Here is a 14,909-nt window from a genome sequence, read left to right as displayed (position 1 = left end):
GACACTGACCCGGGAAGAAAAGAAGTGTGAACGCCCCGGTGGAATGCGTTCACCTGAACGTGCCCTCAGCGTAAGCCCTGGCAGTCCCGTTTTTCCCGGGGCAGCTTGTGAAGAACTGCACAAGCTGCGGCGCTTTTGCGCGCGGACGCTCGTTTCTCCGGTTACCCGCGCGCGCATGCGCAAAACCTGCGGCCGCGCCGGTAAACGACCGAGTCGACCTGGGGGTCTTCCCTCGCCAGGGCGACCCCGGTTAGAGTTTGGGCAAATCGGGCAACCCGCTCTAAAACTCCCCCCGGAGGCGGAAGTGACCGTTCAGATCCACTCTGCCCTGACCTCGGACGCGGAGTTGCTGACGCGCGTACGCGACGGCGACTCCGAAGCCTACGGCGAGCTCTACCGCCGCCACGTCGACGCCGCCCGGCGGCTGGCCGTCGTCCTCGCGCACGACCGCGGCGAGGCCGAGGACCTGGCCGCCGACGCGTTCGCCCGGGTGCTGGCGAGCCTCCGGTCGGGCGGCGGCCCCCGCACGGCGTTCCGGCCGTACCTGCTGACGTCGGTGCGCAACGCCTTCTACGACCGCGTACGCCGGGCGCAGCGGGTCGAGCCGACCGACGCGATCGAGGACTACGAGACGCCGGAGCCCTATGAGGACCCGTCGATCGCCGCCCTCGAGCGCTCGTACGCCGCCCGCGCCTTCGCCCGGCTGCCCGAACGGTGGCGGGCCGTGCTCTGGCACACCGAGGTGGAAGGCGAGTCGCCGACCCAGATCGCCCCGCTGTTCGGGCTGACCGCGAACGCGGTGTCGGTACTCGCTTACCGGGCGCGGGAACGGCTGCGCCAGGGCTATCTGGCCGAGCACATCACGGTCACCGGATCGCCGCGCTGCCATTGGACCGGCGAGCACCTCCCCGGCTACGTACGCGCCGGCCTGCCCGGCCGTGAGCGTACGAAAGTGGAGGATCATCTGGGCGAGTGCGCGGAATGCCGGCGGCTGCACCGGGAGCTCACCGAGGCGAACGTGAGCTTACGGGTGGTGCTCGCGCCGCTGCTTCTCGGCAGCGCGGCACCCGGATACCTGGCGACGGCGGGCGGCCGGGCCGGCCTCGCGGCCGCGCTCACCGGCCTGCTGGCGGGCGGGTGGCACGGTCTCGCCGCGGTGTGCGGACGGTGGGTCGAAGGTGTGCGGACCGCCTGGTGGTGGGTGAGCACCCTGCCGCGCCGGCTGGCCCGGCGCTACGGCGGCGCCAACGTCGCCGCGGCGGGCGGCCTGATCGTGGCAGCGATGCTCGGCATCACCATGTTCGTGGTGACCGTGCTCGCGCACACCGGCACGCCGGGATCACGGCACACCGACGCGGCGCCGCTGCCGATCCCCGCGCCAGCCGTCGGTCCGGGCTCGACTCCCACCGCACCGGCCGCCGCCCCGTCGTCGCCGGCCGCGGCATCGGGCGCAGGCTCGCACAGGGCGACCGGCGCATCGCCGAGCGCGGCGTCGATCCGGCCGGCCACCGCGCCGGGAACGGTCGCGGTCACGCCGGACACGTCGGGAAGCGAACTCGTCGCGGGCGGGCGCGGGGTGCTGCCGATCGCGTTCAGCCGGACGGAGGAGAGCGGCCGCGAGGAGTCCGCCCGCACGCCCGCCCCCACCCCGGTCGCCCTCGCGGTCGCCCCCGCCCCCGCCGTCGCCCCCGCCGTCGCCCCCGCGCCGGATCCCTCGACGATCTTGCGCGAATGCCCCAGAAACTGCCCTACTTCGCCCGATTCGCCCGAACATTCGCGCAAGATCGTCGAAAAGCCGGGCGTCGAAAAGCCGGGCGGAGGGAAGGAAGGGAAGGGGTGGGTGGTGAGTGTGACGTTGCCGGAGGGGATCACCCTCGCCGACGCTGACGCCGGGGACGGCTGGTCCTGCGCGAACGACAAGACGGACAAGACCGGTACGCGTATCGGCTGCGCGCGGACGCGTACCGCGGCGGGGTCGGTGGCCCGCATACCGGTCGAGATAGGCAAGAACGTCACGGGCTTCCAGCAGGTCACCCTCAAGATCGATGGCCGCGTGACGTCCTTCCGGGTACCCGTCGCGCCGGCCGGGGCCAGGGTCGCGTTCGCCGCGGCGGGCCGGCTGCGTACCACCGTCGCGGGGAACACGCTGGTGTCGTGCGTACCGCGGCCGGTGTGCCTGAGCCAGGACAACAACGACGTCCAGGTCGGGCCGCTGCTGCCGACCGACGTCGAGCCGGGTGTCCCGGCCGGGCTCGTCCTGCCGGGCCCGCGGGCGGCCAGCGGCGCGCTGCTCGATCTCCCCGCGACGGCCAGGATCCGTTGGGCCGGGCTGATCGTGGCCGGTTCGAACGCGGCCAGCCCGGACGCCGTCCAGCTCCACGACGGGCACGGCTGGCACCAGGTCGAGCTCACGTCCCACATCGCCACCTCGGGCGCCGCCGAGGGCACGCGACGCGTACGGCAGGGGTTCGCGGACGTCACCGCGCTGCTGCGGGCCGGACACGGGCCGGCCTGGTGGGTGGCCGCGCCCGCCGGCCGGCTGCCCGCCGGTCTGGGCGCCTTCGCAGGCTGGTCGCTCGCCGTCGTCTACGAACTGCCGACCCTGCCGGTCGCCGAGGTCGCCGTCCATCTCGGCCCGCTCGCCCTCCAGACCCCCCTGACGGTACGCACGTCCCGGCACTCGCTGATCGACGTCGCCTACGCCATGTGGGACGGGGACAAGGGGTACGCGGGTGACACGCTGCGGATCGGCGGGACGGCGGTCGGCGTACCCGGGAACTTCGCACAGGGGTTCAATCCGAGCGCGGCCGCGCTGGAGTGCGCCGGCCGGCCCCGGTGCGACGGGCGTACGCCGGGAGTGGATCTCGGGGTCGTCCAGGCCCGGACCAGCGGCACGGGCGGCGTGACGGTCGACCCGGGCGATGATCCGCTGGGGTGGGGACTTCTGGCCGTGGGCGAGCAGCGGGCCCGCTGAGCCCGGTACGCTGGCCGCGTGTCGACCGTCACCAGGCCGGAGCCCGAGGCCGATAGCGCGGGGCTGGTAACCAGGTTGTACCGGCGTTTCCGGGGCATCCTGCACGAGCTGGGCAAGTTCGGCGTCGTCGGTGTTCTCGCCTTCGCCACGGACACCATTCTCTATGCGGTGTTCCTGGGCCTCGGCCTCGAGACCACGCTGGCCAAGACGATCTCCACGGCGATCGCGGCGACCTGCGCCTTCCTCGGCAACCGGTTCTGGACCTGGCGCGACCGGCCGCGTACCGCGCTGCACCGGGAGTACCTGCTGTACTTCCTGTTCAACCTGATCGGCCTCGGCATCACGTTGGTGGTGCTGTGGATCACGCACTACCTGCTCGGCGGCATGTGGCCGGTTCTGCAGTCCCCCGTCGCCGACCTGATCTCCGGGCAGATCGTCGGCAACGCCGCGGCGACCGTGTTCCGGTTCTGGGCGTACCGGCGGTTCGTGTTCGCTCAGCCACAGGCCGAGCGGGCCTGAAGGCGACCCGGGTAAGGTGAATCGGGTGCGTCTTGTCCGGTTCCTACCTCCGCGCTTCCAGCGGCTGGCCCACGAGATCATGAAGTTCGGCGTGGTCGGCGTGCTCAATACGCTGATCAACCTGGCCGTCTTCGACGCCCTGCTGGTCTCGATCGCCGACGTCGGCCGGCTGAAGGCCAACTTCGTCGCCACCGCCGTCGCGACCGTGTTCGCGTACCTGATGAGCCGGTACTGGACCTTCAAGGACCGGCCGAGCGGGCACTCGGCCTCGCGTGAGTTCCTGCTCTTCGTCTTCCTGAACCTGATCGGGCTCGGCATCGAGTCGGCCGTCATCGGCGCCGCGGTCTACATGCTCGACGCGAAGTCGATCCTCGCCGCCAACATCGCCAAGATCGTCGGCCTGGTGCTCGGCACGATCTTCCGGTTCTGGGCGTACCGCACGTTCGTCTTCAAGCCGTCGACCGCCCAGATCGCCGAGGGCGAGGCGCTGGCCGCGGCCGTGGCGACGACCGGCACCCTCGGGGTCGAGGCGACGCTCGCCGAGATCGAGCAGGCGTACGCCGCCGGCCACCTCACCGAGGAGGAGTTCCGCCGCTTCGCGCAGGCGCACTCGTCCGGCGCCGTCTGACCGGACGCGTACGACGGCACGGGAAGGCGCAGGGAGGCGCAGGAAGGCACGGAAACGAAAAGGCCCGCCGGTCGGCGGGCCTTTCTGCTGTGCGTACGAGCCGTCATTTCTTCTCGCGCGTGGGCTGCGCGGGGCGCTCGTCGTCGTCGTAGCTGTGCGAGTCGCGATCGGCCTCGACGATCTCGTAGAGCGACGTCTGCACGCGCTCGACGTGCGGGATCTCCTTCAGGATCGACTGGCCGCGCTCGCCGGCCGACTCGATCGTGAGGGTGCCGCAACCGAGGATCCGCTCCAGGAACGTCTGGCTCATCGAGTGGTCGTTGATCCGGTTCACCGGGATGTCCCGGCGGTTGCGGGAGAAGACGCCCGTCTGCAGCAGCACCCGCTCGTTGGTGAACACGTAGTGGGTGGTGCGCCACTTCAGGTACGGCCACAGCGCCAGCCAGACGATCGCGATCAGCGCGAGCGCCCCCACGATGTACAGCCCGATCGCACTGATGGCGACGCCCGCGACCACGGTCAGCGCGATGCCCAGGACCGTCAGGATCACCGGCCAGATCAGCGCCTTCCAGTGCGGGTGCAGGTGCATCACGACGCGCTCGTCCTCGCTGAGCACGTCTTCGGGGAATGCCACGACTTACCTCCTGCTTACTCGGTGGGTCGCGCTGAGGTTAGACGGTGCCGTCCAGTCGCGCCATCGGCCGCACATGCACCACGTCACCCGCCGCGACCGGCGTACCGGCCACGACGAGACGCCCGTCACCGTCCACAGTGGTCACCAGACCCCGCCGCTCCGCGCCCCCGGGCAGGATCACTCTCACCTCGCGGCCGATCGTCACGCACATTCCGGCGTACGCGGAGTGCAGGCCGTTCGCCGCCGCGTCCCCGGAAGCGGCCTGCCAGCTGTCGTAACGTTCGCCGAGTCGTGTCAGAAAGCCGTCGAGGATCTCCTCGTTGTCGACGGCCTTCCTCTGCTCATACGCGAGCGACGTCGCGCGGATGCCGGTCGGGGTCGGGGGCAGCTCACCCGGCTCCAGGTTGGTGTTGAGGCCCACACCGAGCGCGATCGCACCGGCACCGTCGGACTCGGCGAGGACACCGGCGCACTTCGCGTCGCGTACGAGCAGGTCGTTGGGCCACTTCAGACCGGCGTCGAGCCCGGTGACGGCCCGGACGGCCTCGGCGAGGGCCACCCCCGCGAGCAGCGGCAGCCAGCCGATCCGCGCCGTCGGCACGTCCACCGGGCGCAGCAGCGTGGTACACCAGAGCCCGCCGTCCGGCGGCGACTGCCAGCTGCGGCCGAGCCGCCCGCGGCCCGCGGTCTGCGTACCGGCGACGATCACCAGACCTTCGGGCTCCCCGGCGGCCGCGGCGGCCAGGACATCGGCGTTGGTGGACCCGGTTTCGGCGACCCGGCGTACGCGGAACTGCATGTCATCAGGTTATCCACACCCCCTTGTGCCACCTGGCCGGCGCCCGTACTTTTCTGGTGTCCGCACACTCCGGGGGGCCGTGAGCTATGACGAATCCACTCGTCGCGCAGGCGCATTCCTCGACGACGTGGAATACCGGCCTCGGTCTCGTCGAGGACGCCGCCCAGGTGGCGAACGGCATTCACAACCATTCCTGGGTGGACGCCACCCTCGGCGGGGTCGGCGGCACTCTCGACATCCTCGGCATGGTCATCGACCCGATCGGTTCGCTGGTCGCGTGGGGCGTCTCCTGGCTGATGGAGCACCTCAAACCGTTGAAGGAAGCCCTCGACTGGCTGGCCGGCAACCCTGACAAGATCGCCGCGCACGCGCAGACGTGGAAGAACGTCTCCCAGTTCACCGATCAGGCGCGCGAGCAGTTCGCCGACGCCGTGCGTACGCAGACCGCCCAGTGGGTCGGGGATTCCGGCGACGCGTACCGGGAGCACGCGGGGATCCACCTGCAGGCGCTGGAAGGGATCTCGAAGGCGACCAACGCGATCTCCTATGCCGTCGAGGGCGCGGGGCTGCTCGTCGGCCTGGTCCGGGGCATCGTCCGCGACCTGATCGCCCAGTTCATCGCGACCCTCGCCGCCCGGCTGCCGCAGTGGCTGGCCGAGGAGGGACTCACCCTCGGCCTCGGCACACCGGTCGTCATCGGCCAGGTCACCGCCCTGGTCGCCAAGTGGGTCAACAAGATCAAAGGATTCATCGAGGCACTCCTGCGCTCCCTCAAGCGGCTGCGCCCGCTCGTCGGCAAGCTCGGCGACATCCTCACCGAACTGCGCGCCCTGCTGAAGAAGCTGGGCCGGGCCGATCCGCTGCACGGTGACCCGCACGCGCCGCACGGCCGCGGGATGGCCGAGGACTTCGACCCGGCGACCTGGGAACCCACCGTCACCCACGAGCCCGGCGCGACCGCGATCGGCAACGACCCCAACACCGCGGACGCGCTGGCGTTCGCGCCCCGCGAGGACGGCGTCCACAACGTCGTCATCCACGGCAACCAGCACGGTTTCGCCATGGGCACGACGCCCGAGGAGGTCGCGGCGGCCGTCCGGGCCAATCCGTCCTACGTGCCCGGTCAGCCGATCCGGCTCATCACGTGCTGGGGCGGCAACATGACGACCCCGATGGCCAGAGAGCTCAAAACCACTGTTCACGGCTACAATACGAAGCTCTACGTGAACCCGGACGGCTCGTTCGCGGGCGGCGGCCAATGGCAGAACTTCGACTGGGAGAACGACGGGTGGATGCTCGAATGAGGTACGCCGGCTTCTACGACGCCCTCGGCTACACCGTCGGGACCGGGGTCGAACCCCGATCCGTGCTGGGCGACCGGATCCGCCTCATCGACCGCGACCGGGTCGTCGCGTACCTCGACCGGGGTACGACGCTCATCGCCGTCCCGGGCCCGGAGCAGGACCCCATCGGCGGGACGCAGACCGTCGACGGCGGGTCCGGTGTGCGTACCGACGGGGAATGGGCGTGGCCGACGATGGCCGCGTACCTCGTGGCCACCTACGACATGGACCTGCCTGAGGAGTTCCTCGCCCGCATCCGCGCCGCCGCCTACGTGCCGCCGACCGTCGAGCGCGAAGAGCTTATCGAGATCTTCGAAGCCAACCGCACGCTCCTGACCCCGCGCCCGGCCTCGGCCGACGACCGCGTACGCCTCGACGTCATCCTCGTCCGCGAAGTCACCGGCACCGGCGACGAAACCCTGGCCCTCTGCGGCGCCTCGGCAACCGGCGGCCCGATCACCGTAGGCGCCGAGTTCATCCGGCACGGCACCGACGAGCGCGTCACCGTGGCCGGAGTCCGCCTCCGCGACGGCATGGCCACAGAGCTCGCCGACGGCGCCAAGGGCCTCGTCAGCCTGAGCGGAGCGACAGCCGCACAGATCGCCGCGGGCGACGTCTTTTTCGCCGCCGAATAGCGCGACCGGCCGACGGCGAACGATGCGTCGCCCCACTCACCTGGCAGTGGAGGCCCCCCAGGGCCGGAACGGTCTCCCGCGCGAGGAGCGGAGGTGAGATCGACGAACCCGGGACAAAATGATCTTTATCCTCCAGAATTTGATCTTGAATCTCAGGAATGACCACAGTCACAGATTTTCTCCTGAACGCTGATTTAGGATCGAGCGCATGACGCCCGATCCCCACACCACCGCCGGCAAGCTGGCCCTCCTCGCCGCCCACATCGACGAGGCCGTGCACGCCGGCTCGGCGCGGGCCGTGGAGAAGCAGCACGCGCGGGGCAAGCGGACCGCCCGCGAGCGGATCGCGATGCTGCTCGACGAGGGCAGCTTCGTGGAGCTCGACGAGTTGGCGCGGCACCGGTCGCAGAACTTCGGCCTGGAGAAGACACGGCCTTACGGCGACGGCGTGGTGACCGGGTACGGCACGGTCGGCGGGCGTCAGGTGTGCGTGTTCGCGCAGGACTTCACGGTGTTCGGCGGGTCGCTGGGCGAGGTGTTCGGCGAGAAGATCGTCAAGGTCATGGACCTGGCGATGAAGATCGGCTGCCCGGTCGTCGGGATCAACGACTCCGGCGGCGCGCGGATCCAGGAAGGCGTCGTCTCGCTGGGCCTGTACGGCGAGATCTTCTTCCGCAACGTACGGGCGTCCGGCGTCATCCCGCAGATCTCGCTGGTCATGGGGCCGTGCGCGGGTGGCGCGGTGTACTCGCCGGCGGTCACGGACTTCACCGTGATGGTCGACCAGACGTCGCACATGTTCATCACCGGCCCGGACGTGATCAAGACCGTCACCGGTGAGGACGTCGGGTTCGAGGAACTCGGCGGGGCGCGTACGCACAACACGAAGTCCGGCAACGCGCACTATCTGGCGGCCGACGAGGAAGACGCCGTCGAGTACGTGAAGGCGCTGCTGGCGTACCTGCCCTCGAACAACATGGACGAGGCTCCGGCGTACCCGGTGACGGCGTCGCTGGAGCCCACCGACTCCGACGGCGCGCTCGACACGCTGATCCCGGACTCGGCCAACCAGCCCTACGACATCCACCAGGTCATCGAGACGGTGCTCGACGACGGCGACTTCCTCGAGGTCCAGCCGCTGTACGCGCAGAACATCGTGGTCGGCTTCGGCCGCGTCGAGGGGCACCCGGTCGGTGTCGTGGCCAACCAGCCGACGCATCTCGCGGGCTGCCTCGACATCGCGGCGAGCGAGAAGGCCGCGCGGTTCGTGCGTACCTGCGACGCGTTCAACATCCCGGTGCTGACCTTCGTGGACGTGCCCGGCTTCCTGCCCGGCACCGGCCAGGAATGGGAGGGCATCATCCGGCGCGGAGCCAAGCTGATCTACGCGTACGCGGAGGCCACCGTCCCGAAGATCACGGTGATCACGCGGAAGGCGTACGGCGGCGCGTACGACGTGATGGGGTCGAAGCATCTCGGGGCGGACCTGAACTTCGCCTGGCCGACGGCGCAGATCGCGGTGATGGGCGCGCAGGGGGCGGTCAACATCCTCTACCGCGCGGAGCTGGCCGCCGCGGCCGATCCGGTCACCGAGCGGGCCAAGTTCATCGCCGAGTACGAGGACACGCTGGCCAACCCGTATGTCGCCGCCGAACGGGGCTATGTGGACGCCGTCATCCAGCCGTCGGCCACCCGGGCGCACGTGACGCGGGCGCTGCGTACGCTGCGCACCAAACGGGAGACGCTGCCACCGAAGAAGCACGGCAACATTCCGCTGTAGCCGGTCAGCCGCCGATCCGGACGGCCTGGGCGGCGGCGATCCGGCGCACCTCGGCGGCGGTCATGTTCGTGCCCGCGACCGTGGCCACGAACGCGCCCCGGCGTACGACGGCCGTCCACCACTGGACCGCCGGATCGTCGGCGTGGATGCTGTCGCTGCGGACGAGCACCGCGTCGTCGGCCGTGAACCGCTGGTCCTCGATCGTGTGGCTGACCAGGGCGGCCGTCGTCTGGTAGCGGGGGCAGGCGGTCAGCACCGCCCGGATGTCCGTCAACGCGCGCGGGGCCCAGCCGTCGGCGTACTCCTCCAGCACGATCTGCACAGTGCGGCCGTGGCCCTGCGTGAACACGGCCGCCCGCGCGGCGGTCCGGTGCTGCTGGGCCGGATAGTCCGCGGGCGCGTACGCCGCGCAGCCGCTCAGCGCGAACGCCCAGCCCACGGCCTCCGGGGCGGGAGCCGCCCGCCAGCCCGCGCCGCCGATCTCACGAACGGTGAGCAGCCGGGGGTCGGGCGCGGGCACGGCCGTCCGGTCGGCCTGCCCGGCGGGCCGCGGCGCACAGCTGCCGGCGGCGGCGAGAACGAGGACGGCGACGACGAGCAACCTCATGACCAGCTCAACGCCGGCTGGTACCGACCGGCAACTCCCCGCCCCCGCCGGTGCGGTCCAGCCGACCGCGAGTCCACCGCCGGTGGCGCGATGAATCGCCTTTCTCCTATGATTCGTAGGAGACTTCCTCCACTGTGGATCTTAGCGAATTCCCAGCGTACGCCCATCGAATCGCAGCCTTTTCGCAACGCATTCACGAGATCTCACACGAACTTATACATTTACAGTTCTGCATCAAAGGTGCCCACGCCATCACCCGGTGTGGGCATCGGCGTATCCCTCAAACCCCCAGGAGGGTTCGAATGCGTACCTCACTCCGCGCCGGGCTGGGCCTTGCCGCCCTGGCCGCCGCACTGACGGCCGTCCTCGCACAGCAGCCGGCACAGGCCGCGCAGGCGTCCACCGCGCACCACTACTCGTCCCAGCGCACCTGCGCGACGGCCGCCTCCGGCTCCGCCGCCTGCCACGCCCGGGTCCGCACGGACTCGGCGACGCCGCACGCCACCACGGCCTCGCCGGCCGGCCTCAACCCGGTCGACCTGCTGGACGCGTACAAGCTGACCGCCCTGGCCGGCTCCAACGGCGGATCGCAGACGATCGCGATCGTCGACGCGTACAACGACCCGACGGCAGAGGCCGACCTCGGCGTCTACCGCGCCCAGTTCGGGCTGAGCGCGTGCACCACCGCCAACGGCTGCTTCAAGAAGGTCAACCAGACCGGCGGCACGTCGTACCCGGCCACCGACGCCGGCTGGGCGCTGGAGATCTCGCTCGACCTGGACATGGCCTCGGCGATCTGCCCGAACTGTAAGATCCTGCTGGTCGAGGCGACCTCGTCGAGCTTCGCCAACCTGGGCGCGGCGGAGAACTACGCGGCCGCGCACGCCACCGTCGTCTCCAACAGCTGGGGCGGCTCGGACGCGCGCGACACCACCTACGGCTCGTACTTCAACCACAGCGGCGTCGCGATCACCGTCTCCTCGGGCGACAGCGGCTACGGCGCGGAGTACCCGGCCTCGTCCCACTACGTCACCGCGGTCGGCGGCACCAAGCTGACCAAGGCGACGGGCACCTCGCGCGGCTGGACCGAGACCGCGTGGACCAGCGCGGGCAGCGGCTGCTCGAAGTACAACACCGCACTGTCGGGCGCCTCGACGTTCGGCACCGGCTGCAGCAAGCGGGCCGAGGCCGACGTCTCCGCCGTGGCCGACCCGGCCAGCGGCGTGTCGGTCTACGACAGCACGGTCTACTCGGGCCAGAGCGGCTGGTGGGTCGTGGGCGGCACGAGCGCCTCGGCGCCGATCGTCGCCGGCGTGTACGCGCTGGCCGGCAACGCCGCGTCGATCAGCAACAACACCCTGTACACGGGGTACAGCTCGGCCAACTTCTTCGACGTGACCAGCGGCAGCAACGGTTCGTGCACCACGACCCAGTGGTGCAACGCGCGCGCCGGCTGGGACGGCCCGACCGGTCTGGGTACGCCGAACGGCGTCGCCGGGTTCTGACGGATCTCTGTTCCTCCCCTGATCGCGGCCCGGCGGAACCTCCGCCGGGCCGCGTCCCATGGAGGTCACGCGGGAGGTGTTCGCCGAGGTCGCTTCCGGTCACCGGCGGACAACTCTGCCAAGTTCCCGCTTGCCGGACATACCGCTGGCATCGGGGTGGCATGGAACCGGTATGGCACAGTAGGCTCAGCGTCGATCGCTCGAGCGGGGAGGGTCCGGCGATGATTCCACCAGAGGACACCTACAGCGGCACCAGCTGGTATGTGCTGGATGTACCCACGATGTGGAGCTACATCAGCGGCATCAATCTCGATCCCATGTACACGCAGTCGAGCGGCTGGGACAAGGCGATCGATCTGGCGTCCACGAACCTGTGGCGGCTCAAGGACTTCCGGGACAAGCTGACGCAGGCGTGGCCGCCGGAGAAGAGCCAGGCCTCGCAGGAGTACGTCGGCAAGCTGGACGAGCTGATCACGAGCGTGCAGGACGTCTACGACGCGGCCGTGGCCAACAAGACGAGCGCCTCCAACCTGACTTCCTCGTTGTCCGAGGCGCAGTACAAGGTCAAGCCGCTGTACGACGAGTACCTGAAGAACATGGGCACTCAGTCCACATACGAGCAGAACCTGACGAGCAAGAAGACCGAGCTCGCCAACAAGTACACGGCCGGCAGCAACAGCTACAAGTCGGCGCTGGCCGCGTGGCAGAGGTCCAATCCGGACCCCGCGACGGCCGCCCGCCAGGCGCAGATCACCGACACCGTGCGGCAGACCATGTCCGGCCTCAGCACCGACCTCGTCGTGAGCAGCGGCAAGATGGTCGAGCCCAAGCCGTACACGCCGCCGCAGATCGCCGGCCGTGACACCGGCGGCTCCAAAGTGGGCGGCGGCAGCGACGGCGACACCGGCGGCGGAAGCACCACCGGCAGCGGCAGCAACCACACCGCGCCGGTCATCCCGCCGCCCGTGTTCCTCCCGCCGACCACCACCGGGCCGTCGCTGACCGGCACGACGACCCTGCCGCCGCCGGTCGCGCCGACGCCGATGCCGACGGCGCCGATCTCGACGCTGCCGAGCACTCCGCCCGGCACCGGGCCGATCGGCATGGTCCCGCCGGTGGCGCCCGTCGGCCCCGGCGGCCTCATCAACCCGCCGCCCAACCCCACCGGTCCCCTGACGACGTTCCCCGGCGGCAAGACCGGGCCCGGCGTCATCGGCGGCCGCGGCCTCACCGGCGTGCCGGGCGAGGGCCCGATGGGCGGCGGCCGGGTCAACCCCGTCGGCGGCGTCATCGGCCGCCAGGGTGCGACCGGCGGGATGGGCCCGATGGGCGGTGCCCGCGGCGGGTCCGTGCGCGGCGTCAACCCGGCCGGTGGAGTCATCGGCGGGCGTGGCGGCGCGGCCGGGCGTACCGGCCCGGGCGTGACCGAGGAGGAGCTGGCGGGTCGCGGTGGCCGCGGCGGAGTCGGCGGACGCGGTGCCGGCATGGTCGGCGGCGGAGTCGGCGGACGCGGCAAGCGCAACCCTGACGACCACGAGAACGAATGGGACCCGGACAACCCGTGGGAGGTCGCCGAGGGCGTCGCCCCGGTGGTCGAGGCGCCGGCGGAGTCCGGCCCCATCGATCCGGGCCCGGCGATCGGCGGACGTTGGTGATGCTGCGCCGGACCCTGGTCGCGGCGGCAGTCGCGGTGGTGGCCGTTTTCGCGGCCACCCCCGCGTACGCGGACAACGTCCGCGTACAGCAGTGGCACCTGAACTATCTGAAGATCGCCCAGGCGCAGCAGATCGCGCAGGGTGCCGGCGTCACCGTCGCGGTCATCGACTCCGGCGTCGCCGACCACCAGGACCTGTCGGACAACGTGCTCGACGGGACCGACGTGGTGCCCGGCGGCGCGGGCAACGGCCGCTCCGACAGTGAGGGCCACGGCACCGGCATGGCCGGGCTGATCGCCGCGCACGGGCACGGCGCGGGCGGCAAGGACGGGGCGCTGGGCATCGCGCCCAAGGCCAAGATCCTGCCGATCACCATCACGACCGCGAAGTACCAGGGCCAGGACCAGCCGATGGCCGACGCCATCCGGTACGCGATGGCCCACGGCGCGAAGATCATCAACATCTCGCAGGACACCGGCGATCTCCAGACCCTGCGCGCGGTCAACGACGCGCAGGCGGCCGGCGTACTGATCTTCGCCGCGGCCGGGAACACGGACCAGGGCGACACGGCGGTCTCGTCCCCGGCCCGGTACCCGTGGGTGGTCGCGGTCGCGGGCGTCGACAAGAACGGCAACCACGCCCCCACCTCGGTAGCCGGTGCGGAGGTCGAACTGGCCGCGCCCGGCGTCGACATCGTGACCACCGGCCTGAAGGGCATCTGGCGCAAGGGCACCGGCACGAGCGACGCGACCGCGATCGTCTCCGGCGTGGCCGCGCTGGTCTGGTCGAAGTTCCCGAACCTGAGCGCGGCCGAGGTGCTGCACCGGATCGAGGCGACGGCCGTCGACAAGGGCCCGGCCGGTCGTGACCCGCAGTTCGGCTACGGCGTCGTGGATCCGGTCGCCGCGCTCACCGCCGACGTGCCTTCGAGCGCGTCGCCGTCGGCGCAGGCGTCGAGCCCGCTGCCGACGCTCGCCTCGCCGCCGGCGGACGCCCTGCCCGACAGCGGCGGCTCCGGCGACAGCAAGCTGCCGCTCCTGCTCGCGGTGGCCGGCGGTGCGGTCGTCCTGATCATCATCCTGGTGATCGTCGCGGTGGCGATGAGCCGCTCCCGGCGGCGCCCGCCGCCGCCGAGCGCCGGCCCGCCGTGGTCACCGGGGCGCTGACGCGCGCAGACTGTTCATCGAAAGTGACGGAGGTGCATCCATGACGGGCAACAACGACGACAAGCTGCTCTACGATCCGCAGCTGTACCACCACCTTCCGCCGGAGGACCGGCCGTCCACCTTCATCGCGGACTACAAGGACATCGCGGTCAACGTCGACGACCTGGAGTCCTTCTCGAAGTCGCTGATGGACGAGCTGACGAAGAACTACCTCCCGCACCGCGACAAGGTGGCCACCGACCTCGCCGTCGGCGACATCTACACCAACCAGAACTTCGTCGAGCTGATCGACGCCATGAAGCGGCACGCCGAGATCCGCCAGCTGACCCTCAACCGCCTGTTCGACCACGGCGACGGTACGGACACCATGGCAGTCGCCGCGGACAAGATCAGCAAGAACTACGGGTCGTCGGACGCGTACTCGTCGGCGACGTCGCGGGACGTCACGAAGGTCATAGACAACAGCACGACGAGCACCGATCCGAAGGTCAACACCAACACGACCTACTCGCCGAACGGCGCCGTCACGGCCCCGGCGACGACCACGACGGTCACGGTGCCGACCAGCACCACGACCTCGAACCCGGACAACGGCACGGACGTCACCGGCTGAGTCCCCGGATCGGCCACACGTGTGTGCGCCGAACGTGATTGCGGGCGCCTG

At 70.7% G+C, this 14,909-nt stretch carries 13 protein-coding genes; 10 read left to right on the top strand and 3 right to left on the bottom strand.

The features are described 5' to 3' along the window. The first annotated feature begins 304 nt into the window (after window positions 1-304). The 3 genes from G401_RS52585 to G401_RS44960 are packed head-to-tail and all read left to right on the top strand — an operon-like array spanning window position 305 to window position 4,121. The gene (locus G401_RS52585; protein ID WP_051366496.1) at window positions 305-2,974 is read left to right on the top strand and encodes a sigma-70 family RNA polymerase sigma factor; all 2,670 of its coding nucleotides are present in this window, start codon (window positions 305-307) and stop codon (window positions 2,972-2,974) included. Between the two features lie 18 nt (window positions 2,975-2,992). Further along, window positions 2,993-3,493, top strand: coding sequence for a GtrA family protein (locus tag G401_RS44965; protein ID WP_051366495.1), 501 nt, complete (start codon window positions 2,993-2,995; stop codon window positions 3,491-3,493). Window positions 3,494-3,518: 25 nt separating this feature from the next. After that, on the top strand, window positions 3,519-4,121 hold the full coding sequence (locus tag G401_RS44960; protein ID WP_157545596.1) for a GtrA family protein: 603 nt from the start codon (window positions 3,519-3,521) through the stop codon (window positions 4,119-4,121). Between the two features lie 103 nt (window positions 4,122-4,224). Here G401_RS44960 and G401_RS0111570 read toward each other — a convergent pair whose 3' ends face one another. Next, a complete protein-coding gene (locus tag G401_RS0111570) occupies window positions 4,225-4,755 on the bottom strand; it encodes a PH domain-containing protein (RefSeq protein WP_027342649.1) in 531 nt (176 codons plus the stop codon). 37 nt (window positions 4,756-4,792) lie between these two features. After that, window positions 4,793-5,554, bottom strand: coding sequence for a biotin--[acetyl-CoA-carboxylase] ligase (locus G401_RS44955; RefSeq protein WP_051366493.1), 762 nt, complete (start codon window positions 5,552-5,554; stop codon window positions 4,793-4,795). 86 nt (window positions 5,555-5,640) lie between these two features. On the opposite strand from G401_RS44955, the gene G401_RS57050 reads away from it, so the two are divergent. The 3 genes from G401_RS57050 (at window position 5,641) to G401_RS0111550 (ending at window position 9,312) form a co-directional block, all read left to right on the top strand. Beyond that, complete coding sequence (locus G401_RS57050) at window positions 5,641-6,858, top strand: WXG100 family type VII secretion target (RefSeq protein ID WP_051366492.1); 1,218 nt, start codon at window positions 5,641-5,643, stop codon at window positions 6,856-6,858. Then, window positions 6,855-7,532 carry a hypothetical protein gene (locus tag G401_RS52575; protein WP_051366491.1) on the top strand — a complete coding sequence of 226 codons (678 nt, stop codon included), beginning with the start codon at window positions 6,855-6,857 and terminating at the stop codon, window positions 7,530-7,532. The genes G401_RS57050 and G401_RS52575 overlap by 4 nt, the downstream gene beginning before the upstream one ends. A 208-nt stretch (window positions 7,533-7,740) precedes the next feature. Further along, the gene (locus G401_RS0111550) at window positions 7,741-9,312 is read left to right on the top strand and encodes an acyl-CoA carboxylase subunit beta (protein WP_027342648.1); all 1,572 of its coding nucleotides are present in this window, start codon (window positions 7,741-7,743) and stop codon (window positions 9,310-9,312) included. 4 nt (window positions 9,313-9,316) lie between these two features. Here G401_RS0111550 and G401_RS0111545 read toward each other — a convergent pair whose 3' ends face one another. Continuing rightward, entirely contained in the window at window positions 9,317-9,919 is a 603-nt protein-coding gene (locus tag G401_RS0111545; RefSeq protein WP_027342647.1) for a hypothetical protein, read from the bottom strand. Window positions 9,920-10,221: 302 nt separating this feature from the next. On the opposite strand from G401_RS0111545, the gene G401_RS0111540 reads away from it, so the two are divergent. The 4 genes from G401_RS0111540 (at window position 10,222) to G401_RS0111525 (ending at window position 14,858) form a co-directional block, all read left to right on the top strand. After that, on the top strand, window positions 10,222-11,424 hold the full coding sequence (locus tag G401_RS0111540) for a S53 family peptidase (RefSeq protein ID WP_027342646.1): 1,203 nt from the start codon (window positions 10,222-10,224) through the stop codon (window positions 11,422-11,424). Window positions 11,425-11,645: 221 nt separating this feature from the next. Beyond that, a complete protein-coding gene (locus G401_RS0111535; protein WP_157545594.1) occupies window positions 11,646-13,079 on the top strand; it encodes a hypothetical protein in 1,434 nt (477 codons plus the stop codon). Beyond that, window positions 13,079-14,245, top strand: a complete 1,167-nt coding sequence (gene mycP / locus G401_RS44940; protein ID WP_051366490.1) for a type VII secretion-associated serine protease mycosin — start codon at window positions 13,079-13,081, stop codon at window positions 14,243-14,245. Before G401_RS0111535 ends, mycP begins: the two co-directional genes overlap by 1 nt. A 40-nt stretch (window positions 14,246-14,285) precedes the next feature. Beyond that, entirely contained in the window at window positions 14,286-14,858 is a 573-nt protein-coding gene (locus G401_RS0111525; protein WP_027342644.1) for a hypothetical protein, read from the top strand. Window positions 14,859-14,909 lie beyond the last annotated feature (51 nt).

This window comes from Hamadaea tsunoensis DSM 44101, from assembly GCF_000428945.1.
GTDB classification, from domain to species: domain Bacteria; phylum Actinomycetota; class Actinomycetes; order Mycobacteriales; family Micromonosporaceae; genus Hamadaea; species Hamadaea tsunoensis.
The sequence above is the reverse complement of the archived record's forward strand: the minus strand, read 5'-3'. Positions and strand labels throughout refer to the sequence as shown.